Source organism: Clostridium sp., from assembly GCF_032576335.1.
Taxonomy (GTDB): Bacteria; Bacillota; Clostridia; order Oscillospirales; family Acutalibacteraceae; genus Faecalispora.
The window spans coordinates 257,338-282,373 of sequence record NZ_JAWFXC010000005.1; the positions used below are offsets into that span (position 1 = coordinate 257,338).

General features: G+C 44.0%; 17 protein-coding genes and 2 riboswitches. Of the genes, 8 read left to right on the top strand and 9 right to left on the bottom strand.

Annotated elements, in window-relative coordinates; all coding sequences use genetic code 11:
• Window positions 1-13 precede the first annotated feature (13 nt).
• Window positions 14-1,129, bottom strand: a complete 1,116-nt coding sequence (locus E7L17_RS07915) for a M20/M25/M40 family metallo-hydrolase (protein WP_316322715.1) — start codon at window positions 1,127-1,129, stop codon at window positions 14-16.
• A gap of 401 nt (window positions 1,130-1,530) precedes the next feature.
• Here E7L17_RS07915 and E7L17_RS07920 point away from each other — a divergent pair, with 401 nt between their 5' ends.
• Window positions 1,531-2,658, top strand: a complete 1,128-nt coding sequence (locus tag E7L17_RS07920; RefSeq protein WP_316322716.1) for a GGDEF domain-containing protein — start codon at window positions 1,531-1,533, stop codon at window positions 2,656-2,658.
• A 94-nt stretch (window positions 2,659-2,752) separates the two neighbouring features.
• Here the strand turns inward: E7L17_RS07920 and E7L17_RS07925 are convergent, their stop codons facing one another.
• Window positions 2,753-3,370 (bottom strand): ECF transporter S component, encoded by a 618-nt coding sequence (locus E7L17_RS07925; protein WP_316322717.1) that lies wholly within the window; start codon window positions 3,368-3,370, stop codon window positions 2,753-2,755.
• Window positions 3,371-3,648: 278 nt separating this feature from the next.
• Window positions 3,649-4,080 carry an Lrp/AsnC family transcriptional regulator gene (locus E7L17_RS07930; RefSeq protein WP_316322718.1) on the bottom strand — a complete coding sequence of 144 codons (432 nt, stop codon included), beginning with the start codon at window positions 4,078-4,080 and terminating at the stop codon, window positions 3,649-3,651.
• A 199-nt stretch (window positions 4,081-4,279) separates the two neighbouring features.
• Between E7L17_RS07930 and E7L17_RS07935 the strand changes: the two genes are divergently transcribed.
• A complete protein-coding gene (locus E7L17_RS07935; protein ID WP_316322719.1) occupies window positions 4,280-5,236 on the top strand; it encodes an agmatinase in 957 nt (318 codons plus the stop codon).
• Between the two features lie 483 nt (window positions 5,237-5,719).
• Here E7L17_RS07935 and hutI read toward each other — a convergent pair whose 3' ends face one another.
• Both hutI and E7L17_RS07945 read right to left on the bottom strand, forming a co-directional pair.
• Window positions 5,720-6,967, bottom strand: coding sequence for an imidazolonepropionase (hutI, locus tag E7L17_RS07940; protein ID WP_316322720.1), 1,248 nt, complete (start codon window positions 6,965-6,967; stop codon window positions 5,720-5,722).
• Between the two features lie 19 nt (window positions 6,968-6,986).
• Entirely contained in the window at window positions 6,987-9,008 is a 2,022-nt protein-coding gene (locus tag E7L17_RS07945; protein WP_316322721.1) for a urocanate hydratase, read from the bottom strand.
• A gap of 196 nt (window positions 9,009-9,204) precedes the next feature.
• Between E7L17_RS07945 and E7L17_RS07950 the strand changes: the two genes are divergently transcribed.
• The 5 genes from E7L17_RS07950 (at window position 9,205) to thiC (ending at window position 16,953) form a co-directional block, all read left to right on the top strand.
• Window positions 9,205-12,219 carry an AAA family ATPase gene (locus E7L17_RS07950; RefSeq protein ID WP_316322722.1) on the top strand — a complete coding sequence of 1,005 codons (3,015 nt, stop codon included), beginning with the start codon at window positions 9,205-9,207 and terminating at the stop codon, window positions 12,217-12,219.
• A gap of 83 nt (window positions 12,220-12,302) precedes the next feature.
• Window positions 12,303-13,091: a hypothetical protein gene (locus E7L17_RS07955; protein WP_316322723.1), complete on the top strand. Its 789-nt coding sequence runs from the start codon at window positions 12,303-12,305 to the stop codon at window positions 13,089-13,091.
• A gap of 235 nt (window positions 13,092-13,326) precedes the next feature.
• Complete coding sequence (locus tag E7L17_RS07960) at window positions 13,327-14,451, top strand: 5-methyltetrahydropteroyltriglutamate--homocysteine S-methyltransferase (protein WP_316322724.1); 1,125 nt, start codon at window positions 13,327-13,329, stop codon at window positions 14,449-14,451.
• 76 nt (window positions 14,452-14,527) lie between these two features.
• Window positions 14,528-14,627: riboswitch (TPP riboswitch) on the top strand.
• 48 nt (window positions 14,628-14,675) lie between these two features.
• A riboswitch (TPP riboswitch) is annotated at window positions 14,676-14,775 on the top strand.
• 53 nt (window positions 14,776-14,828) lie between these two features.
• Window positions 14,829-15,638, top strand: a complete 810-nt coding sequence (gene thiD, locus E7L17_RS07965; RefSeq protein ID WP_316322725.1) for a bifunctional hydroxymethylpyrimidine kinase/phosphomethylpyrimidine kinase — start codon at window positions 14,829-14,831, stop codon at window positions 15,636-15,638.
• A 4-nt stretch (window positions 15,639-15,642) separates the two neighbouring features.
• Window positions 15,643-16,953, top strand: a complete 1,311-nt coding sequence (thiC, locus tag E7L17_RS07970; RefSeq protein WP_316322726.1) for a phosphomethylpyrimidine synthase ThiC — start codon at window positions 15,643-15,645, stop codon at window positions 16,951-16,953.
• A 299-nt stretch (window positions 16,954-17,252) separates the two neighbouring features.
• Here thiC and E7L17_RS07975 read toward each other — a convergent pair whose 3' ends face one another.
• The 4 genes from E7L17_RS07975 to ftcD all read right to left on the bottom strand — a co-directional run bounded on the left by E7L17_RS07975 (window position 17,253) and on the right by ftcD (window position 23,874).
• Window positions 17,253-18,557, bottom strand: coding sequence for a Na+/H+ antiporter NhaC family protein (locus E7L17_RS07975; RefSeq protein WP_316322727.1), 1,305 nt, complete (start codon window positions 18,555-18,557; stop codon window positions 17,253-17,255).
• 461 nt (window positions 18,558-19,018) lie between these two features.
• On the bottom strand, window positions 19,019-20,548 hold the full coding sequence (gene hutH, locus E7L17_RS07980) for a histidine ammonia-lyase (RefSeq protein WP_316322728.1): 1,530 nt from the start codon (window positions 20,546-20,548) through the stop codon (window positions 19,019-19,021).
• A 1,783-nt stretch (window positions 20,549-22,331) separates the two neighbouring features.
• Complete coding sequence (locus tag E7L17_RS07985; protein ID WP_316322729.1) at window positions 22,332-22,955, bottom strand: cyclodeaminase/cyclohydrolase family protein; 624 nt, start codon at window positions 22,953-22,955, stop codon at window positions 22,332-22,334.
• 25 nt (window positions 22,956-22,980) lie between these two features.
• Window positions 22,981-23,874 (bottom strand): glutamate formimidoyltransferase, encoded by an 894-nt coding sequence (gene ftcD, locus E7L17_RS07990; protein ID WP_316322730.1) that lies wholly within the window; start codon window positions 23,872-23,874, stop codon window positions 22,981-22,983.
• Window positions 23,875-24,118: 244 nt separating this feature from the next.
• Between ftcD and E7L17_RS07995 the strand changes: the two genes are divergently transcribed.
• Window positions 24,119-24,739 carry a HutD family protein gene (locus E7L17_RS07995; protein WP_316322731.1) on the top strand — a complete coding sequence of 207 codons (621 nt, stop codon included), beginning with the start codon at window positions 24,119-24,121 and terminating at the stop codon, window positions 24,737-24,739.
• The last annotated feature ends 297 nt before the right edge of the window (window positions 24,740-25,036 follow it).

The window sequence follows — 25,036 nt, forward strand, 5'->3', positions numbered from 1 at the left end:
AAATAGGATTCTCTCAATCTTCTAGAGTTACTAGCAGCCGCGTTAGCTCGGCCAGCTGAATCAATTCGTTTACAGGTGCGTATTCGTTGAGCGAATGGCACTGGTACATTGCGCTGGCCACGACCAGCCCCGTGATTCCATTTTCGACAAAGACATTATTGTCACTGCCCCCAAAAGTTTTTTCTAAGGCAGGAGTTACATTAAGTTTTAGGCAAGCCTTTTTAAAATGACTTACAATGGGATGATGATTCGCAACCTCATAGGCACGGCATGCAAAGCTTTTTTCAAATTCTACCTTTGCTCCAATTTCAACGGCGGCATTCTCAAACTGTTTATGTACCTCTTCTGCCAAAGAGATTGCTGTCTCATGGGAATAGCTTCGAATTTCACCAGTGACTGTGCAGAGATCGGGAATCACATTGTTCCCGCTTCCACCATGTATGGTGCCAATATTCAGAGTAGTTTCAGAATCAATTTGCCCAAGCTTCAAGCAGGCAATCGCCTTTGATGCTGCCTGTATGGCGTGGATTCCCGTCTGCGGAGCAAAGCCAGCATGAGATGCAAGCCCGTGAACCGCTACATTGAAAAAGAGAATCGTTGGAGCTTTTGAGGCAGCAACGCCTGTTGGGCCGGAATAATCGAGGACAAAGGCTTCTTTGGAGTGAATCTTTGAAAAATCAAAATGCTTTGAGCCCTTGCAGTAAATTTCTTCTGCGATGGTAAATAGAACCTCTATGGGGCGATGCGTTAGGTTCTGCTCCTGAATAACACGGAGTGTTTCGAGAATAGCCGCAGTTCCAGAGCAATCGTCCGCTCCTAAAATGGTAGTTCCATCACTGTGGAAAACGCCGTCCTCTAAAATTGCTTTCTTCCCTGTAGAGGGTTCAACGGTATCCATATGAGAACAAAGTAAAATGGGAGGTAAGCTGCTGTCACCCTCTAAAAACGCATATAGATTTCCACAGTTACCGCCTAATTGTTTACCTGCGTCGTCCTCCTCTACGGTAAGACCCAAAGTAATTAACTCATTTGTTAGGTAATCGGCCATTTGCCGTTCCCCTAGAGAAGGGCTGTTAATGTGGATGAGATCAGTAAATTGCTGGATTAAGCGTTCTTTGTTTGTAAGCATGGTGACACCTCTTTTTTAGATTAGCTATTTTCAGCATTTGGATTTTATTATAGGTTGGATTTTTATTAGTGACGAAGAAAAGAACAATATCATATAAATCATGTATGTTTTAAATCATAGTGGTAAGCTCTGCTTTTGTCAACCTTAAATATCAAAGCCATTAATGAATCTAAAACAAAAAAGGCACTTTAAGGGCATGCAAGTTTAAAATTTTTGTGCATAAATTCTTAAAAACCATTATTAAGACTGACTTTTTATATGTTATTCACATAATTTGCGCAAATTCATTTGCAATATTTGTATGAAACTGTTATTATCATATTATAAAAAGTAAACGCTTTACTGTTTTTTATATGAGATAAAAAACAGTATGAATTTGCCTGGAAGGGGTCGTCATTCCAGTGAATCTGATTGTTCAATATCTTGAGCTAAATTGTTATGCTCTTATTGTATTGATTTTAGTATTTCGAAATGTATATCGGCAAGATCGCCAGTATTACCCGGATCAGAGGCTTTTTCTAACCATTATTTGTTCCGTTGGAGTTATGATTTTTTTAGATACGTTAATGTGGCTTCTCGATGGAAGGCCAGGGTTTAGCTTTCGCTTTTTATCTATTCTAATTATGGTCATATATAATTCACTCAACCCTATCATCTGTTTGATTTGGTATTTGTATGTGGATTTTTATATTTATGGAAGCTGGCCTCGAATTCAAAAGTTATTACCATATTTGATAATTCCAATTGCTATAAACTTTGTTTTATCTTTTATTAGCATATTCGGTAATATCTATTTTGTTTTTGATGAGTACAATGTTTATCATCGGGGGAAATACGTATTGCTCCTATTATTGATATGTATTTTCTATGTTGTTCTTACTAGTATACTGTTAGCGGGTCACCGTAAACGTTTAAATGGTAAGGAGTTCATTAATCTTTTTTTATTTGGTTTTTTTCCCGCAGTGGGTGCGTTCATTCAACTTATTATGCCAAGTGGGGTATTAATTTGGGCGTTTACCACCTTGTCTATTTTACTCTTGTATATTAATATTCAGAACGACCAGCTTAGAACTGACTATTTAACAGGGCTATTCAACCGCCGCTATTTAGACCATCACCTTTCTGTTAAAGTGAAAAGCAGAGATAAGCATTTGCTGGCGGGTATGATGATTGACTTGGACTCCTTCAAAAAAATTAACGATGTTTATGGGCACGACAGCGGTGACCAAGCACTGCGTCATGTGGCAAAGATTCTACGAAAAACCTTTCGTCGCCGCGATTTTATATCGCGCTATGGCGGTGATGAATTTGTAATTGTTTTAGAAATTTTAAACCCGCGAGAGCTGAACGATTTACTCCAGCGGCTGTATCAAAACGTGGATTCTTTTAATGAAAAGAAATTGGTACCATATAAAATCAGTCTCACAATTGGCTCGGAGTGTTTTGCCAAGAATGATCAATTAACAGCATCATCCTTTTTAACTAAAATTGACCATCTTATGTATTTAAACAAGCAAAAACGATGTTAAAGCGAAAGAAGAGATAAGAGCCGTGGAACAAACGAATCCACGGCCCTTATCTCTTCTTTTTTTAAATATAAGTCTTTATATAGCGATTCTATGTTTAGCGTAGCAAGTGCTTCATGGCTTTTTGCAAAGATAAAATCAAGGGAGTGCCAATTAGCATAATACCTACGCATTTAATTACGGTAGAGGTTGAAATTAGACCAAGAATTAAATTGAGAGCAGGGGTACCGGTCTTTTCCAGTATTTGGGAAGCGTATAACAGGTACAACATGGCATAAACACCAAAGGTGTTTGTTAAATTGCCAATTGCCAAGCTAACTGTTACCGAGATAGTATCTTTTCCACGGAAAGCTGGCAACAGCTTTTGCAGCCCTTGATAGCAGTAATATGTAGTAACCGGGATAAGAACACGGGGAAGAATGGAAACCAACGGATTAACGAAAAAGGGGTCTAAAATAGATACTGGTGAAGTTAAGGCGATGAATAGGGTGCATGCGCCAAACGCAAAGCCAACAATTAACCCTTCTGTTAAACCGAAGAGTATTGCGGTTATGAGGATTGGCATATGGGCGATTGTAATGCGAATCATGGGGAGTGTGATGACTCCCAGTGGTGTGTTGAGCAGAATGACGGTTAGGGCAATCATCATTCCCATCAACGTAAGCCGTAGTGCGCTAAAGGATGGTTGGGATAGGGCTTTGGTACTTGTTTGCATTTTTTTCTCCTTACTGCCGCTCTTTTGGGGGATGCGGCGCAAAAATTTGCGCAAAATGCGCTTATAATATGGAAAGTGTGTGATTCAAGCTGCCGTTCCAGTGGATACGGCGCCTAAATTCGGCACAGCTTTCGGTGCAATTGTAACGCAGAGCAATTGGGTTAAACCATCCTTATAAGAATTATAAGCAGATATTTTGTCTAAAACAGGGTAAAATAATAAAAAAGCGCAAGAACCACTAGAAAGTCATGGTAATTACGCTTTTTAAATTGAATCTTTTATTCTGGCAAAGGTTTTTGATCAAAATAACTTTTCAGCACCACTGCGGTTTGAGACATGCCAAAAGCACGAATTTCAGTAAGTTGACTTTCCAGCTCTTCCGAATCGGTAACGTGTATCTTCAGCAGTGCATTGTAAGGCCCGATAATATGGTGATGCTCTGTAATGGCAGGGTTCTCCTGTGTAAAAGTACAAAACCTTGTATACGTGTCCGGCGGCACGTTTATCATTATATAGGCGGAAAGCTTTTTGCCCGCCGCTGCAAAATTCAGTTTAGCACGAAAGGCACGAATCGCACCGGAATCGCGCAGCTGTGCGATACGTTCCGAAACAGCGGGTGCAGTTAAGCCAACCTGGCGCCCAATCTCTCGCATTGGTGTTTTGCAGTCTACCTGTAGAATATTCATTATTTTTATATCGGTTTGGTCCATGGAAGCCGGCTCCTTTTTCGCGCAAACATTTTGTTAAGTGAAAAACACACTTTACCGAACAAATTTAAGCAAATGGATTATAACACAAAACGAGCTCACTGTACAGATTCTCATTTTTAATGCTATAATTAATACAAGTTCAGAAGAGCTTACAAAAATAACAACTAAAATTTGGAACGATTAACAGGAGGAACACTTAATGCAGCAACGTTTAAACCTTCCCATCACCGGAATATGCTCATTTGGCAAATACCCCATATGCACTGATCTTGAGCAACTAGATGCAGACATTGCTGTTATGGGTGCACCTGTTGATTTCGCCGTAGGGTATATGAGCGGCGCCCGATTAGGCCCGCGTCGTATTCGAGAGGCTTCCACTCAGTATAGCCGTGGCGAAACTGGTTATTACGATTTTGAACACGATTGCCAGCGTTTGGCTGCTCCTTTAAAGATTGTGGATTGCGGTGACGCTGATATTTTGCAAGCAGACCCGCAGCATACTTTCGACGCTATTGTAGACGGTGTGCGTGGAATTGTCAAGCGTGGAGCAGTGCCGATTATACTTGGCGGCGACCATTCGATTAGTGCACCGGTAGGTAAAGCACTCGAAGAGCTTGGCGAAGAAATCTGTGTAGTACAGTTTGACGCGCACTTAGACTGGAACGACCATGTAGGCCCGCTTCGTTACGGCAACGGCAGCCCAATGCGCCGTTTGTCTGAAATGAAGCACATTGGCCCCATGATTCAGATTGGTCTGCGTGGAATTGGCAGCAGTAAAAAAACGGATTTTGAGGATGCTAAGGCTTATGGCAGCGTTCTTATCTCTTCTCGTGAAGCCAATAATATTGGTGTAGAGGGTGTTCTTGCCAGAGTGCCGAAAGCAAAAAATTATTATATTACCGTTGACATTGATGGTTTCGATATGTCGATAGCTCCAGGCGTGGCGTCGCCGTATCCCGGCGGCCTACTGTTTGACCAGGTGTGTGACATCATTTCCGGGGTGGCCAAAATGGGCCGTATCGTCGCGGCAGATTTGGTAGAAATCGCTCCTTCGTTTGACCCTTCCGGAATTACAGTTCGTCTCGGCGCACTTATGATGCTGCACACCATGGGTCATATTGAAGAGCAGATTAAGAAAAGCCGCGAAAACGAATGATTTAATTTAGCGTACAAGAACTTTTTACCATAAACCATAAAATAACTCACAGAAAAAGGCAGCCAGCAGACCAGCGGGGCTGCCTTTTTCTATCCTAAATTGCATGATCTTTCCGTTATAGTACGAAAGAGCTGTCATTAAAGTAGTTGTTTTGTTCACGACAGTACGCGCTGGCTATTCCTACATATTAAAAAACACCGGCTTTACCGGCGGTTTAAAAAATGTAGCAGGGGAGAGGCTACTATACAATTTTGGGAATTGGGTTCTAGGTATAAAGGAGGAGCAACATCACTACCGTTCTTTGGCGGGTATTCCGGCCGCCAAAAAACCCGGGAAAATGTTGCTCCATGGCAGAAGTCAAGCACCAATTTGTGCATGAACGTATTAGCAAATTTAGAAAGTTTAAGAGGATTTAGAGAAAAAGTTCGGCGGAGCAGCAGGCAGATTGTCGCTCCGCCGAGTTTTTCACTTTATAGGAGAGGGTTACCGTTTATGGACGATCTCACCGTTTTTTATAACGGTTTCGACCAGGTTAATAGCAGTGTGGTAGGGCATAAAATGAATGGAAGGGTATTTTAAGAAGATGACATCGGCCTGTTTGCCAGGCTGAATGCTACCAATTTTGTCTGCTCTGTCTACCGCGGCGGCGCCGTTAATGGTAAGAGCAGTGATAACCTCCTCAATCGACAGACCCATATAAATGCAGCCAAGAGCAATCATCAGAGGAATCGAATTGGTAAAACAGCTACCAGGATTCAGGTCGCTGCCCAGAGCTACTGCTGCACCTTCATCAATCATTTTGCGAGCCTTAGCGTAGGGCTCTTTGAGGCAAAACGCGGTGCAGGGCAAAACGTTACAGATTACGCCAGCCTTTGCCATATCGGCAATGCCTTTGTCTGAGCTTTGCAGAAGATGCTCAGCAGATATTGCGCCCATTTCGGCAGCAAGCTCTGCGCCACCAAGCTGAACAATTTCATCGGCATGAATCTTGAGCTTAAAGCCCATCTTCTTTGCCTCTGTCATATAGTAGCGGGAATCCTCAACAGAGAAAACGTTCTGCTCTGTGAAAATATCTGCAAATTCAGCAAGGTTTTCTTCTTTGACCAAAGGCATTACTTCATGAAGCAGGAAATCAATGAAATCACGCTCACGGCCTTTGTATTCCGGCAGAACACTGTGCGGGCCCATAAAAGTGGAGACAACATCCACACAATGGGAACGATTCAGCTCTTTCATAGCACGAAGCTGTTTAATCTCCGTATCTTTGTCAAGGCCGTATCCGCTTTTTCCTTCAACAGTGGTTACACCGAACTCCAGCATGCAGTCCAGCCGATCACGGCCAACCTCTACCAGTTCTTCCAGTGTAGCCGCGCGGGTTTTCGTAACAGACGCATTAATTCCGCCGCCGCGTTCCATAATGGACATGTAGCTGTCGCCCTTTAAGCGCCAAGAAAATTCATCCGCGCGGTAACCGCCAAAAACAAAGTGAGTGTGAGAATCCACAAATCCTGGCAAAACCGTTTTGCCTGTTGCGTCGATGATTTCGTAGTCAACTCCGCTAAATTGTTGCTTAAGCTGCTCGGTTGTACCAACAGCAACGATTTTGTCGCCATCGATGAATACAGCACCGTCATGAATGATTCCGATATCGGACATATCTTTTCCGTATTTCGGTCCTTTTCCGGCGCAAGTGACCAGCTCTGCAGCATGGCAGATCAGTTTTTTGCTCATGATTGGTTCCTCCGGTTTCTTATTTCACGATTTTATCGTAAGCTTTATTTATTAAATCATCCGAAGCGATAAAGGGCATGGTGATATAATCCTGACCCTCACGGATTTCGTTGTATTCCGCAACGGTTTCAATAGAGTGCTCACAACGAGCCCAGCTTCTTCTGGCAACACCAATCATGGTATCCCACGGAATGGAAGCTTCCAGAATTGCATCTACGCGCTCACTGCCGTCAAGCACCATACCAAAGCCACCATTGATGGATTTGCTGATACCAACACCGCCGCCGTTGTGCAGAGCAATGAGGCTCATGCCGCGTGCTGCGTTACCGGCGTAGCAATGAATCGCCATATCAGCGGTTACGTTACTGCCATCGTAAATGTTGGAGGTCTCACGGAAGGGAGAATCGGTTCCGCCGGTGTCGTGGTGGTCACGGCCAAGCATAACAGGGCCGATTTCGCCATTGCGAACCATCTCGTTAAACTTCAGAGCGATGTCTCGGCGGCCCAGAGCATCCTGGTACAGAATGCGGCACTGCGTACCAACAACCAGCTTGTTCTTCTCCGCGTCACGAATCCAAATATAGTTATCACGGTCTGCGCCGCGGCGGTTCGGGTCAATAACAGACATAGCCGCCAAATCGGTCTTATGCAGGTCCTCCGGCTTGCCGGAGAGGCAGCACCAGCGGAACGGGCCATAACCGTAGTCGAACAGCATCGGGCCCATAATGTCTTCCACGTAGGAGGGGAAGATAAAGCCTTCGCTTGTGTCTACACCATTTTTTGCAATATCTTTTGCGCCGGCATCGAAAACAGCCTTCATAAATGCGTTACCGTAATCGAAGAAGTAAGAGCCGCGCTCTACCAGCGTTTTTACTAAATGATAGTGCTTAATCAAAGATTCGTCAACCTTCTTGCAGAAAGCATCCTTATCCTTGTCAAGCATTTCGGTACGCTCCTCAAAGGTCATACCCTGCGGGCAGTAGCCGCCGTCGTAAGGAACGTGGCAAGAGGTTTGGTCAGACAGCAGTTCAATCTTAATATTGTTATCCACAGCGTATTGCAGCAAATCTACAATATTGCCGTGGTATGCAATGGAAAGAACTTCTTTCTTCTCCATCGCTTCCTGTGCCCAGGCAAAAGCGTCTTCCAGAGTTTCGGCTACCTTGCCTACCCAGCCCTGGCTGTGGCGTGTTTCAATACGGGAAGCATCCACCTCAGCTACGATGCCAACACCGCCTGCAATCTCGATAGCTTTGGGCTGAGCGCCGCTCATGCCGCCAAGGCCGGAGGTAACAAACAGGTGGCCTCTCAAATCGCCGTCCTGTGCAATGCCCAGAACCTTACGGCCTGCGTTGAGCAGGGTATTGAAGGTACCGTGAACAATGCCTTGCGGTCCAATATACATCCAGCCGCCAGCAGTCATCTGGCCGTAGCTAGAAACACCCATCGCTGTAGCTTTCGCCCAGTCGTGCGGGTTGTCGAACATACCGATCATTAGTCCGTTGGTGATGATTACGCGAGGGCTTGTCTTGTGAGATTTAAACAGACCCATCGGGTGACCAGACATCATAACAAGCGTCTGTTCGTCAGTCAGCGCTTCCAGATATTTTTTCATCAACTGGTACTGCATCCAATTCTGGCAGACCTGGCCGGTCTCGCCATAGGTGACCAATTCATAGGGGTACAAAGAAACAGCATGGTCAAGGTTGTTGTCGATCATTACCTGGAACGCTTTACCCTCTACACAGTTGCCCTTATATTCGTCGATGGGCTTACCGTAGATGCGCTCCTTCGGCATGAAGCGATAGCCGTAAATGCGGCCGTGTGTCATCAGTTCATCCAGAAACTCAGGAGCAAGCTGCTCATGGAGCTCTTCAGGAACATAACGCAGTGCATTCTTCAGCGCGAGTTTGATCTCTCTTTCGTTCAAGGTCAACTCACGCTTCGGTGCGCGGCGAACTCCCTCTTTAAAGGTGGGATATTCCGGAAGAACCGGGTCAAGTTTGATTGTCATAGCATTACCGATCTCAAAATTGTTCATATGGTAGAACCTCCTTTGCAAATACATACTAACACAGCAATGTCTAAATAACGTCTATAATAGGCAGGTATCTTTTAAAAAAAAGTGAATTCATAGATGCTTTTTTTTGAAAGTTCGTGTATAATAAAATTCATAGTATAAAAATTATTCAATACACTCCGTTTTTTTGTTGATTATGAGAAAGAGGGTTTTCCTTATGCCGACTATTTCTTTTCAGCTTTTACAGACCCCCAGAGTATTGTTAGACGGGCAGCAGGTATTGCTACCGTTTAAAAAAGCAGAGGCCTTGCTGTATTGCTTGGCTTTAAAGAAGACGATTTCGAGGGAACAGGCCGCAAATTTGCTGTGGGATTCCGATGACTCTCAGGTGGCAAAGAAAAATTTGCGCCACACATTGTATACCATTAAAAAGACATTTAATTTAGAGTTAATAGTTTCTCCTAAAAAACACCTTCTTACGCTTAACCCTGAGTTAAGCTATGATATTGATTACGATAATTTTATGAAAAACCATGATTTTTCATTGTGCGACGGTGAACTGATGCAAGGCTTTAGCCTGAAAAACGCAGATGTATTTGAAAACTGGCTGGATATGGAACGAACCGAGCTTAAGGAGTATTATCTCCGCCAGCTTTTCGACAGTATGATTCAAGCTGCGGGCAAGGATGTTTCGGAAACGGAAACGCTGTTTGCGAAATATGTGAAGAAAGACCCCTTAGATGAGCGTGTCTATCAGCTTATGATGGAATGTTACCATAGAAATGGCCTTTATTATAAAGGAATTAAGGTATACCAAAACATTAGTAAGTTACTCAATACGGAGCTTCGCATTGCGCCATGCGCCGAGCTTTCTCAGCTGCACCGCGACCTTCTCAGCGGCTGGACGCAGTCGAGCACCGAAGAACCCGAGCAGCCGATGGTTCATGTCATTGGCCGCAAGGAAGAAATGCAGTATCTAATGAAATCGTACCGGTCGTTTTTGCTCGGCACTCCTACTGATATTTTTGTTTTGGGAGACAACGGGGTTGGAAAAACGTACTTAATTAATCACTTTTTTGACAGTATCGGTGAGGATTCCTGCATAGTACTCAAAACCATTTGCTTTCAGGAGGAGAGAGAATTTATCCTCCAGCCATGGAATACCATTATGCTGCAATTAGACCAACATATCCGCAGCCATAACATTTCGGTTCCTGCGAACTACATGAACCATATTAATACGCTTTTCCCCCTGTTTGGCAACCATCCACTTTCGGTGCAAGTACCGGAAGATATTATGGTTTCTTATAACTACCGCACTACGCGGAACAGCGTCCTCAAGTTATTTTCTCTCGTTGGGGAAGAGACTCCTATTATCCTATTTTTTGATAACATTCAGTTTATGGACAATCTTAGCCTGGAGCTTCTCTCACTCATCATTCGAGAGAGAAACCCCAATATTATGTGCATTTGCACCTGCCTAGATGTGCAAACGCCACAGCTGCAAAAGCAGCTCAATGCGCTACTGCGTGAAAAATTTGCAACTCAGCTTTTGCTCGAGCCCTTTAGCGAGCAAGTAGTAAAGGATATTTTAGTGGATCGTTTGGGGCCAGATGCGCTCAATGACCAAATCATCCGCCATATTTATCAAGATTCAGAGGGTAACGGCTTTTTCCTCGATTTGCTAATGAGTTATTTAACCCAGGATTCTGCCGCCGCCGGAGGCCATATGCCAACGAATCCGCAGGATATTCTACTCGCGCGTTTGGAAGAGCTTTCCACTGATTCTCGTCAGCTTCTGGATACGATTTCCGTTTGCCCGGAATCGATTACGCTCGACATCATTGAATATATTTTTAATCGTAACACGCTTGAAATTATTGAATTGACGGATGATCTTAAGCAAAAGAGCCTTATTCGTGAAAGAGTCTCGGATGGGCAGATTCGCTTTCAGTTCCGCCATGCGAAAATGCAGGATTTTGTACATTCTCAGCTATCCCCCTCTAAGCGCAGGCTGCTTCATGCCCGTGTGGCCAATTATTATGAGCAAGCGCAGGAACTGGTTCGCAACAATAGCTGGTACCAGCGTGTCATTTATCATTATGCGCAGGCTGGAAATGACGCAAAGGTATTGCAATATAAGATTTTAAGCCTATCTGACTATTCCCGCTTTAATTATGAACTGTACCCCATTTTGCAGTTGCAGAAGGATTCTGCTCTGAAAGCACCAAAGCAATTGACCAAGTATTTTGATGAACTTACAGCAGAGCTAATTCGCCTTTACAATTACCAGCCGAATGTATTGGATTTTGCAGAGATGGAAACTTGGCTATACCTTGTTATTGGTAAGTACTGCATTTCGCAGGGTCAGTACAAAAAGGGATTGGATGCAATCCATCGCAGCCTTACACATGCCGATTATTTGGAGGATCACCCGCAAATTCATATTGCTTGCCTGCGCCAGCTTACCTTCTACGGGATTCAGGTAGGGGAAAACGAGTTGATGCGCGAAAACATTGTAAAAAGTATGGAGATTGCAAAGGCAAACCGCTTTGGCATTGAGTATGCGATTGAGTGCCGTCTGTATGGGTTGTATCTACTCATGTGCGGCCGTTACGATGAGAGCCGCGAACAGCTCAATCAAGCAATTAATCGTTTTGAATCCGCTTCTTTGGACGCGCAGAACTATGTACTCAATCTGGCTGCCTGCTATAATTATTTGGGTGAAGTTGAGCGCAAGCAACAGAATTTTGAACGCTCTTTAGAGTATTATGATCGTGCTTTGGATATTTGCAGCGACCGTAAATTCCCCAAAAACCCAACGTTTTATTCCAATCAGGCTCGCGCACTGCTAGCGATGGGGAAAAAGGAGCAAGCGGCAGATCGTTTCTTTACCGCGAATAAACTGTACGATTCTTCAAGCATTCTGGTAGGACGCGGTATTACGAAATCGTATTGCGCGCTTTTGTATGCGGCAGAAGGCAACTTTAAGGACTCGAAGGTATTGCTTGCAGAAGCGGTGCACCATGCACAAATGTTGGCTTCTCCCATGTCATTGGGTATTTTGGAGCGCATTAAAGCGATACTCATTAAAAACTACCCCGAAGAATTTGCAGAGGAGATACCGGAGGGCTTTGAGGCCTGCTGCGAAAATGCGGAAAAATACATGGGTCACTTGCCGGGAGCCTATGAGCTGCACCTGCCTTTGGAGGTTGCGGATGCGATAGTTTAAACGCAAATAAGACGTAATCGTGATATGCTATAATAGACAAACCATACCAGTAAAATATTGGTATGCAGGAAAGGAGCTTTTGAGTGAAACTTTCGATCAGAGTAGCCGATCCCGCAGGTAATATCACGATTTTTGTAATGAGCAAGGTACCATCAAAGCAGTATGCTGCCATTGCAGCAAAGCTTTTGTCTATGGAAAAATTCCACGCCGAGCAGGTAGCCTTTCAGGTGTCGCCGCGCATGGGTGGACAGGGTCGTATTCAAATGATGGGCGGCGAATTCTGTGGTAACGCGACCCGCAGCTACGGGTACCTGCTTAGTATGCTTCTGCCGGGAAATCCGGAAACGGTCACGGTAGAAATCAGTGGGGCACAGCATCCGCTTACCGTTCAGGTAGACCAAGAGGAAAGCCGATGTGAAACGGAAATGCCGCTTCCGGTTTCCATCTGCTCGGTTTCGTATCTTGACCAAGAGTACCCAGTCGTTTGTTTTGATGGTATCGTTCATACCATTGTTCCGGGAGAAAAGAAAGAGGAAGAATTTGTTCGCGGGCTGTTAAAAGAGGTGCGTGCTGCCGCTGATGCCAGCGCATATGGTATTATGTTCCTAAACGGAGAAAAGATGGTTCCGGTTGTGTATGTTTGTGAAACCGATTCCCTGATTTGGGAAAGCAGTTGTGGGAGCGGTTCCATGGCTGTTGGTGTTTTTTTGGCACTACAAATGGGGGAGGGCACACGCCGATTCACGCTGCAGCAGCCCGGCGGTGTGATTGAGGCGTCCGCCACTGTTTCAAACGGAAAAGTTACCGCATGCCGCATGGGCGGCCCAGTTAAATTCTTTGACGAGTGTGTTGTAGAGCTTCCTGATTTATAAAATTTATATGACCTGCCTGCCAAGTGAGTGTGAAAATCATCTCTTGGCAGGCCTATTTTATTGTACGGTGAATATTTTTGCGTACATAAAAATATTGGTTATAGTTTTATTCTATATCCAGTCACAAAACATATGAATTATTCAGATGCTAAAATCTGTGTTATACTGTCAGCATTCCAGAGTAAAATACTTTGATATATTATTCATCATTTCACATAAGAAAGGGAGATTCCGAATGAGCCTTACCGAGAGAAAGCACGCACCCTTTAGAGCTGACATTGTAGGTAGCTTTTTGAGACCAGAACGCCTAAAAAATGCTAGAAAACAGTTTGAAGAGGGCAGCTTAAGCAAAGAAGCACTAACCGAGGTAGAGAACGGTTGTATTCGTGAGCTCGTTGAAAAAGAATTAGAGGTTGGTTTATTGGCGATTACAGACGGCGAATTCCGCCGCAGTTATTGGCACCTTGATTTTATGTGGGGCTTTGATGGAATCGACCGTGTAACGATGGGGCGTGGGTACCTGTTCCACGGGGAAGAAACCAGAGCAGATTCGGCAAGAGTGGTTGGTAAAATCCGTTTTGTAGATCATCCGTTCTTAGCACATTACCATTTCTTAAAAGAAATGGTAGGCGATAGAGCAATCGCTCGTCAAACCATTCCTGCTCCGGCGCAGTTTTTAGCGGAGCTGGTACGTGGTGAAAACGAACAGCACCTCAATGCTGTTTACCCAAATCGTGAAGACCTATATCGCGATTTGGCACAAGCATATCACGACTTTATTTTGGCGCTTTACAAAGAGGGATGCCGCAATCTTCAGCTTGACGATTGCACATGGGGCATGCTCTGCGACGCAAAATATTGGGCTACCAGAACAAACGGCACTGCCAGCGCAGACGAGCTAAAGAAGCTGTATATTCGCCTCAATAATGCAGCAATCGCAAATTTGCCCGAAGATTTGATTCTTACCACTCATGTTTGCCGCGGTAATTATCACTCCACATGGGCAGCCAGCGGTGGCTATGCGGCTGTTGCCGAAGAGCTGTTTGCAAATGAGAACGTACACGCCTATTATTTAGAATTTGATGATGAACGCTCCGGCGGTTTTGAGCCACTGCAATACCTTAGTGCCAATAAGCTGGTCGTACTAGGCCTTATTACAACCAAATCTCCCAAGCTAGAGGACAAGGAAACGATCATCAAGCGCATCCGCGAAGCAGAGCAGTTTGTGCCGCTTGACCGTTTGTGCCTGAGCCCGCAGTGCGGGTTTGCTTCTACCGAAGAGGGCAATAAGGTTACGGAAGAAGAACAGTGGGCAAAGCTGCAATTGGTACAAGAAATTGCAAAAGAAATATGGGGCTAATTCCTCCTGTTTTTCTTAGCAAGTATGTTTGTAGTATTGACACAAAAGAAATTTCGTGCTAACGTTATAGCAATCGAATACATTGCGGGGGGACTCTTCGGAGTTGAGAAGGTTAAAACCTGACCCTTTGAACCTGTCAGTTAATACTGGCGCAGGGAAGCAAACGGAGTATGAATGAATCTGTGCTTTCCTCACAAAGGAAAGCACTTTTTATTTTACAATTGAATCTGTTGCGGGGGGACTCTTTGGAGTTGAGAAGGTTAGAACCTGACCCTTTGAACCTGTTAGTTAACACTGGCGTAGGGAAGCGAAACATCGATCTAAAGGATGCTTGCCAGTTGGCGGCATCCCTTTTTATGTAAAGAAAGGGGAACAAAATGAAAAAGCTATTAACCATAGCGGGCTCTGATTGCAGTGGCGGAGCAGGAATTCAGGCAGACCTGAAAACGTTTTCCGCCCATGGTACCTTTGGAATGAGTGTCATTGTGTCTGTTGTAGCTGAAAACACGAGCGAGGTAATCGACGTGCAGGACATTACCCCAGATATGATTGCAAAACAAATTGATGCCGTATTCCAAGATATTGGAACAGATGCCGTAAAGGTGGGGATGTTGTCTAAATCGGACTGTATGCTTGCAGTTGGAAAAAAGCTGCGGGAATACCAGCCGAAAAACGTGGTAATTGACCCGGTGATGCTAGCAAAAAACGGGTGCCCACTCATGCAGCCAGATTCCATGGGTACACTGATTCGTGAGATTTTGCCACTGGCAGACTTGCTTACGCCGAATATCCCCGAGGCCGAGACGATTACAGGTACAGCAATTCGCACACCAGAAGATATGGAGAGAGCAGCCAAAGAAATCTATGCGATGGGCGCTAAAAATGTTTTGATAAAGGGAGGTCATGCAGAGGGGGACGCGCTCGATATTTTGTTTGATGGCGAACAGTTTTATCGCTTTTGTGAGGAACGAATCCATACGAAAAACACCCATGGTACAGGCTGTACTTATTCTTCTGCAATTGCCAGTAATTTGGCTTTGGGCTATTCCATGGAAGAAGCCGTAAAAAGAGCCAAAGAGTATGTTACAACCGCAATCCGTCATTCCCTGCAAATTGGGAAAGGCTGTGGGCCAACTCACCATTTTTACGATTTGTACCAACAAGGATTAAAGGAAGAAAGAGGGTAAATCAATGAATCATTACACGCAAATGGAATCTGCCCGTCAAGGTATTGTCACAAAAGAGCTGCGGCAGGTGGCGCAGGAAGAGTATAAAAGCGAACAGGAGCTTTTAGCATTAGTAGCAGAGGGTAAGGTAGTTATTCCTGCGAATATTCGGCATACCTCTTTGCATCCGTATGGTGTAGGACAAGGGCTTCGCACAAAAATCAATGTAAACCTTGGTGTATCTGGAGACTGCGTGGATTATCAGGTTGAAATGGAAAAGGTTCGGCTTGCGGAACGCTTTGGGGCAGAAGCGATTATGGATTTGAGCAATTACGGCAAAACACATACCTTTCGACAGAAGCTGATTGAAACCTCCCCCGCGATGATCGGCACGGTGCCGATTTATGACGCAGTAGGTTACTTAGAAAAAGACCTGAAAGAAATAACCGCACAGGATTTTCTTAGAGTGGTTCGTGCACATGCGGAAGAGGGCGTGGATTTTATGACGATTCACGCGGGGCTCAATCGCCGTGCGGTCGAAATTTTCATGCGGGAGCGGCGCCAGATGAATATAGTTTCGCGCGGTGGCTCGCTGTTATTTGCATGGATGAAGATGACGGGGAACGAAAACCCGTTTTACGAGCACTACGACGAGCTGCTTGAGATTTTGCACGAATATGATGTAACCATTAGCCTTGGTGACGCTCTGCGCCCAGGGAGCATTGCAGACGCAACAGACGCTTCTCAGATTGCCGAGCTGACTGAGCTGGGATATTTGACCAAGCGTGCTTGGGAGCGTGGTGTGCAGGTTTTGGTAGAGGGTCCTGGCCACATGGCAATGGATGAAATTGCAGCAAACATGAAGCTGGAAAAACGCTTGTGCCACGGTGCACCGTTTTATGTGCTTGGCCCACTTGTAACAGATATTGCACCTGGATACGACCATATTACCTCTGCGATTGGCGGAGCAATTGCAGCTGCCAACGGTGCGGATTTTCTCTGCTATGTAACGCCAGCAGAACATTTGCGTTTACCCGATTTGTCAGATGTAAAGGAAGGTATCGTTGCCTCAAAAATTGCGGCTCATGCGGCAGATATTGCAAAAGGCATTCCACATGCTCGTGAGGCCGATTTTCAAATCAGTGAAACAAGAAGAAAGCTGGATTGGGAAGAAACTTTTAAACTGGCACTCGACGGTGAAAAAGCAAGAGACTATTTTGAGAGTGTTCCACCGGAAGACCAGCATAGCTGCTCCATGTGCGGTAAAATGTGTGCTGTTCGCACCATGAACCGTGTTTTGGAAGGTTTGGACGTTGAACTGATGGAAAAGAAATAATTCACTTTATTTTTTTATGATTGCTGATGATTTCAGGCCGGAAGTTTAAAGAGAGTTAATAAGAAATCCACCAGTTATACCGGTGGATTTCTGTTTGCAGATATACAGTTAATCGTTCCGTTCTACGGGCTGTAATTATCTATCTCTTTTAACATATTATATTTTTAGAAGAGATGGATAGGTTATTATAAAGAAAAGATTAATTAAAAGCAACTCTGAAAATAAAAGTCTAAAAATTATAAAAAGAAAAGAGCCATGGAAGAATTCTTCCATGGCTCTTCTGTTTAGATGAATTCCGATTACATAATGAAAGGTGCAACAAGTGCAAGTGCGAAAATCGGAATATCGGATGCAATAAACGTTGGAACACAAGTATCCCAAATATGATCGTGCTGTCCGTCTGCGTTGAGTCCAGCCGTCGGTCCGAGTGTAGTATCGGAAACGGGTGAGCCAGTGTCGCCGATGGTAGCAGCAGCGGCAATCAACAATGTGGTTGCGCCAATGCTGAAGCCCAGTGATGCGCAAAGCGGTACATACAGAACCGCCAGAACAGGAACAGTACCAAAAGAAGTACCAGTACCCATAACAATAAACATACCAACGAGCATCATGATGAGTGCGCCGACGAACTTGTTGTCGCCAATGAAGCCCAAGGAGCTCTGAATTAACTGGTCCACACCACCGCTGTCGCGGAGAACGGCACTAAAGCCGTTGGAAGCCAGCATAACGAATGCGATGAAGCCCATGAGCTGAACGCCTTCGTCCATGATCTTATCCATGTCTTTCCACGCAACTGCTTTGGTAATAAACATGATAGCCAAACCAACCAGAGCGCCCAAAGGCAGTGAACCAAATACCAGCTGAATAACCAAAGTAACAACAGCTGCAACAATTGCAGAGACGTGCTTAAAGGTCATTTTGGTGTCAACAGTATCCAGATCAACCGCGAAACCTTCAATGTTCTTGTACTCTCTGGGTTTGCGATATAGGAATAATACAACCAGCACGAAGCCAATGAGCATTGCAATGCCGAGAGGCCATGTATAACGCCACACATCCATTTTATCAATAGTCATGCCGTTCTTAGTTACGTTGTTTGCAATAATACCGTGGTAAATAAGACCGAAACCAGCAGGAATTGCAACATAAGGAGCACGCAGACCAAACGCAAGTGCGCAAGCAACGGCTCTTCTGTCAATCTTCATTTTGTTCATAACGATTAGCAGCGGGGGGATCAGAATCGGAATGAACGCAATGTGAACTGGAATCAGGTTCTGCGAGAAGCAAGAAATAAAACCAAGGAAAAATACAAATACCAGTGACTTACCATTAACCAGCTTGGCGATTTTAACTGCCAAAATGTCAGAAACACCTGTGTAGCTGATGGTCGCGGCTAATCCGCCGAGCATCACATAAGACAGGGCTGTTTCCGGGTCTTCGCCAATACCTTTAATAAAAGTTGTCATTGTTGCGGGAACGCCCATACCTGCAACTACACCAGCGGTAACAGCAGAAGCAAACAGAGCAAGTAAAACGTTAACTCTCATAAAGCACAGGACAAGCAGAACAACAACGGCAATAAGTACCGGGTTTGTTAATACCATAAAATAACCTCCTCTTGTTTTGGGTAAGGGAAACCCTGTATTACCATACAGTTATTAATCCCCTCTTTTATGCCAAGCCCAATTAGCAGGTAACACGATTCATAGAGCACAACCTGAGAAAAAATTGCTTTCTCAGGTCCGGTGTTGCTGAAAACGTACCGGAGAGCAAACACAGCGGAATATTGCGCTTCATTTCTCCTTTCGTTGCGTTTATTTGTGTATGCTATGAAATCGCTTTGCTCAAAGAGCCATCCGCACGAATATGTGGGGGGGTTAAGAAAAACCGAACACCGCTCATTCCCTAGGTTGATTCCCAAGGCAAAATAGTTTTAGGCAACGTAACGCATATTTTCTTCCACGCTTCAAAATGGGTACGCCGTCTCTGTTGTAAGAGGCTTTTTGCAGAGAATCGGAATGACAGTGGTGTTCGGTTCCATCTTTAAAGAAACTAGAGCGAATAATTACAGCTCGATTGCAGATGCGCCTTTCTCAACGTTAGCGATCAGGCTGCCATCGATAATGGTGCTTTCGCAGAGGTTAATATCCTCATAGAGCGGGCGGTCTTCTTCCAGCTTAGAAACCAAAGCACGAATGGTCTCGTAAGCAGGCTTTGTGCCTACACCCATGCCCTTATCGCCACGCATATCGATTGCCTGGCAAGCGCACATCAGCTCCATTGCCAATACACGGCGAGCGTTAGACAGAATATCGCGAGCTTTACGAGCTGCGATGGTACCCATGCTAACATGGTCTTCCTGGTTAGCGGAAGAAGGAATGCTGTCAACACTGGCGGGGTGAGCCAGAACTTTATTTTCAGAAACCAGAGCAGCAGCGGAGTACTGAACAATCATAAAACCAGAGTTTACGCCGCCATCTTTGGTGAGGAAAGCGGGAAGGCCGCTCAATGCGGGGTTTACGAGACGTTCAATGCGGCGCTCAGAAACGTTAGCGAGCTCAGCGACTGCAATTCCCAAGAAGTCGAAGGGAAGAGCCATGGGCTGGCCGTGGAAGTTACCACCAGAAATGCCTTCCATGGTATCCTTCAGAATGATTGGGTTATCGGTAACGGAATTAATCTCAATTTCAACCTTCTGCTTAATGAAGTTAATCGCGTCTTTGCTGGCTCCATGAATCTGCGGTACGCAGCGCAGGGAGTAAGCATCCTGAACGCGAATTTCGCCCTGGCGAGTGGTGTTGTTGCTGCCTTTGAGCAGCTGCTTGAGAATCTTGGCAGTATCGAGCTGGCCTTTGTGGGGGCGAATAACGTGGATACGCTCATCCAAAGCATCGGTTACGCCGTTGTGTGCTTCAAAGCTCAGAGCAGCGGCAACGTCTGCAACCTTTAGTAGCTCAAGTGCATCGTATACGGTCAAAGCGCCGGTAGAGGTCATAGCTTGTGTACCGTTGATTAGTGCCAAGCCTTCTTTTGCGCTTAGTTCAATTACATTGATGCCAGCGCGCTTCATTGCTTCTGCACCGTCTAGGATCTCACCCTTGTATTCTGCTTTGCCAAGACCAATCATGGGTAGAACCATGTGGGAAAGAGGAGCCAAGTCGCCAGAAGCGCCTAAAGAGCCTTTCTCTGGAATTTGAGGAGTAACACCCTTATTGAGCATATCAACCAGAACATCAACAACTTCCATACGGATGCCGGAAAAGCCCTTAGCCATATTATTGATACGCAGCAGCAGCATTCCGCGAGCCGCAGCACGGGGGAAGGGGTTACCAGCGCCAACTGCATGGGTAATAATAAGGTTCTTTTGCAGCAGCTTGCATTCGTCGTTGCTGATGACAACATCGCTGAATTTACCAAAGCCAGTGGTTACGCCGTATACAACGCGGTTCTCATCAAGAATCTGGTCTACTACCTTGCGGGATTCAATGATGTTCTGTTTTGCTTGTTCAGATAACGCAACAGGCACGTCCTCGCGGCAAACCAGCGCAAATTCTTCCAGGGTCAAATCCTGGCCGGTCAAAATTACTGTTTTCATAATGTACAATCTCCTTTTACCATTTTGATTCACTTGCAACTCACACACAAATCACTTGCTGAACTTTGACCAGATTATACAACTTTGCATGTCAAAGAAACGTCTAACTAAGTTCTTCTGCCTTTGCGATAAACAGCCTGCAAAAATTGCTATATTTAGACTGCAATCCAGTAAAGAGGTAATCTCAGTTAAAATAATGCTGATGGCAAGAAATGATGAAAAGCATTCTACCAGAGAAAGTTTCAGCGAGAAGATACCAAGATTACGGTATAAAGAAAAGCTTTTAAAATACTTTCATTCCTATTTTACGGGGAAAAGATACAAAAGAGAAGAGGTTTGATATAAAAAAATTGAAAATATTGATTAACAGAAAGAAGTTGTTATTTTGCTTTCATACTTTTTACACCCCAAAAATGAGAGAAATACCAGATGGAATGCGGGCTCTGAAGAATTATGCAGCTGATGATTACTTCTACTTAAGAATCAAAAAACGCACTTTTTAATAGAAGAAAAATAGAGGAAATATTCTAAAATTGCTTTAATAGTTTATTTTGTCATTCAATCATCTAATTAAATCGTTAAATTAATAAAGTGAAATGACAATATTATAAAATGAATTTTAGAAGTCTATCAACTGCAAAAAAATATGAAAAAAGAACCATGTTCCATATCGCGAATGAATCGATTTGGATATTTGTATAACCATTATGTTATATAGTTTGTCGTTTTTAAGATAAGATATTTCTTAAATCAAGACTTGAAGTTAGGCTTTAATTGTCTATTTTTATAAGACGGAAATAAGATGTTATTTTATCATGCTAATAAGATAACAAACAGCAGAAATGGCAGTATGCTTGAATTTTTGTCTTGTTTTATTCAAATAGTATCTTTTATCAACATATTATGGCGTCTTTTAAAAGTTACAAATTGCCATAAATTTCCGTCTCAAAATTCAAAATACGTCAAAAAAATAGAAAATACAAGCGAATGTTGGCGATTTATTGAGGATATACCTATAAAACAAGTTAGGGCTATTAAGAGGTGTTAGCAGGTTAAAAAAAACAAGCTTTTAATATCAATAAGGGCGTATATAATTAACTAACTCATTAATGAAAAACTGCATATAATCTAGGTTTTTGCAAGTGATGCTCGATTAACTGCTAAAATAATAACATAGTGATTTAAGAGAATTATATTATATCAGTCAAAAACAAATTGATTTAGCAGCAAGTTTTAATGATTTTTATGGCGATAAGATAGTCTTATTTCCAATTATTGGGTATTGTAGATCACAACATGTTTTGATGAATTCCTTTCTAAATTTCAAATGAATCAGGAACTAGGGTAGATAAATAGGGTAGGCTGGCTTCCCCTTTTGAGAGATGAAAGACTTAGAAAAGCATGCAGCTTTCACAAAAACTAGACTTATAGTGACAGGTTCTTACTTGAGAAACGAATGGTTTAACAAAATGAACTTCGAAAAAGAAAGATAATGATAAGAGCAATTTTATTCAATTATAAATGGAAGAAGAAAAGGCTTCTCATCCTCTTTGAGCAGTATGTGAACATGAGAAGAGGGATTGCGATTTCTTCTGGATTACGTTAAACTAAACTCGATTCTATTCAATTGAAGTTAGGTTCATTTCAATTTTGAGTTCCTATGACAGAAATAGCGTTAAGGTAGGTCGATTCTAGCTGTAATTTATTTTATATGCGAAGAAGCGACCGGAAAAATTCCGGCCGCTTCTTTATGTGATAAAAGTAAAGGATTGTGCTAGTAAACTTATTTCAGAGGCGATTCCGCCAAAACAGCGGCCTCGTCACGGATAATAGCAGTTTCAATCTCATGAATTTTAACATTCATCTGAGCCACATAGGCTTCATCTTTAATGGAGCCTAAGTTGATTTTCACATTGAGCAGTGCGCCCAAAACTGCAGTACGGGTCATCATTGCAGCAACCAAGCCATCGGTTACAGCATTGGAGTTACCCTTTTTCACCATCGTTGCAGCCATCGGCATAATTTTAGCAGCAGTTACAGCTACGTGCAGCGGTACTTCAGCAGCTTTTTTCAAAGCTTCCTGCATTGCGTTTCTGCGTACTTCTTTCTGCTCGTCCGTATCCTTCGGCAGAGTCATTGCTTCCATATATGCGTTAAAGGAAGTACTGTCACGGGTGATTTCATCCAAAAGCGCGGTGCGAAGAGCAGCGGCTTCGGGAACAATTGCTTTCATTTCATCCACAACTTCTTCATAGCCTTTTTTGCCGATGGTGAGCTGAGCAACCATTTCAGACAAAGAGGCAGCCAGTGCGCCAGCTAGAGCGGCAACACTTCCGCCGCCGGGGGCAGGCTCGTTAGATGCAGTAGTGGCACAAAAGACCTCAAGGGTCATATCTTTCATTTCCATTGGTTTGTAACCTCCCAGTTATTGCTTACAGGCGGGTTTCAAGAACCTGCTCCATGTTAAAGTTTTCAATCTGCAGGTAATACTCAGCGCAGTCAACCAGAGCAGCCATGGGAACAAGACCGATTACTTCACTGCCAACCACATTTACACCGTAACGGCGAGCTTCCATTTTAACGGTCTCAAATACACGGTATACAGCAGATTTGGTGTAGTCAGTCAGGTTCATAGATACCTGAGCGATGTTGCGGTCTTCGAGCATAACGCCCATAGCCTTAACATAACGGAAACCGCCGCCAATGAAGCGCACCTTACGAGCGATCTGGTTAGCAATTTCAAGGTTTGGGGTGTCGAGGTTAATGTTAAAAGCAACTAGAGGCATACGAGCGCCAACAGCAGTTACACCAGCGGTGGGGTGAATCTGTGCAGGGCCAAAGTCGGGAGTCCATTTGGGATCCTTCAATTTCTCAGCCATTCCTTCGAACTGGCCCTTGCGGATCTCGGAGAGGTTTTCACGGTGGGGAGCAGAAGCAGTCTTTTCATATAAGAAGTTCGGTACGCCGAATTTCTCAGCAATTGCAGCGCCAACCTGTTTGGCAATTTCGCTTGCTTCGTCAACTGTGCAGTTGCGAACAGGGATGAAGGGAACAACGTCGGTTGCGCCCATGCGGGGGTGTTGGCCCTCGTGCTTGGTCATGTCGATTAGCTCGGTGGCAACGCCAATGGCCTCGATCACTGCATCACGCAGGGCTTCAGGTTCGCCAACTACAGTGACAACGCAGCGGTTATGGTCTTTATCGGTGCTGTAATCAAGCAGCTTAACATTTTCTTTACCGCGGAATGAGGAGACGATTTTCTCAACCTTATCCAGGTCGCGTCCTTCGCTGAAGTTTGGTACACATTCCAAAATTTTGTTCATCATAATGATCGGCTCCGTTTCTTATTTTGAATTTTTATGTTTGGATGTATCCGCGCTGAAAACGGGAATCCGGCAGCGGAATCTGCTATATGACAATCATAATAGAAGATTTCGGCAAGTGCAACCACCCAAATCGTTTTTTTAAGAGGTGTATACCTCTTTATGACGTTTATTAGACGAGAGAGCGGATATAGTGTAAGAAAACCGTCTTTATTTGAAGCGCTTTTTAGAAGGAGAGTGAGTTTATATGACTAAACTAGAAAAAATTAAATCGAAAGACTATATTGTAAGTGATTGGTCAGGTGGAAAAACGACCCAAATTATTATTGACCCGCCCGGAGCATTGTATGCGGACCGTGATTTTCATTTTCGCTTAAGCTCTGCCACTGTGGAGTTGGAGGAATCTGTTTTTACTTCTTTGCCGGATTACGAGCGTATTATCGCACCCATTGAGGGGGAACTAAAACTATATTATAATGAAAATGAAATACCGGTGGTTTTACATGCCTTGGAATGTGACGCATTTGACGGCGCGTGGAACACTCGCAGCGAAGGGAAAGTAATAGACTACAACCTAATGACACGTAAGGGTGTATGCTGCGGGAATTCCTATGCACTCATTGTTGGTGCTGGGCAGTCGGCTGAGATATGCTGTGAAAATACTGCAGGTGCACGTAATATATGGTTGTGCTGGTGTATTCAAGGGGATGCTAATATATCGGTAGAAGAAAAAAGCGTCTCTCTTTCTTCGTTTGATGCTGCACGGGTAGAAATTGCAGGTGAAGATGTAGCATTGCGAGTAAAAATTCGAGGAGTGGGAAATACTGCTGTACGCATAATGGTAGCGCAGGTGTCTTTTGAATTGTGATTCATTCATTGAATAGTTCAAATTTAGGTATCTTTTTATTTTAAGCAAACCGGAAGGATTTATTTTCCGTCCTATTCGCGCAGTAAATAAATGCAGTACTCTTTTGTTTTCGACGCAAGGGTTCTGCACCAAACAATTGGTGCCAAACACACTGATTTATCGCTTAAGCTGCATTCCAGCTGGTTATTTGCTCTCTTTAGCGTCTGTTAATGATGGGGTTTTACGTCTTATAATCGTCAAATTGGACGCTTTACGGTAATTTGCTTATTGTAACGTGGTAAGCGGTGTGGTATTTTG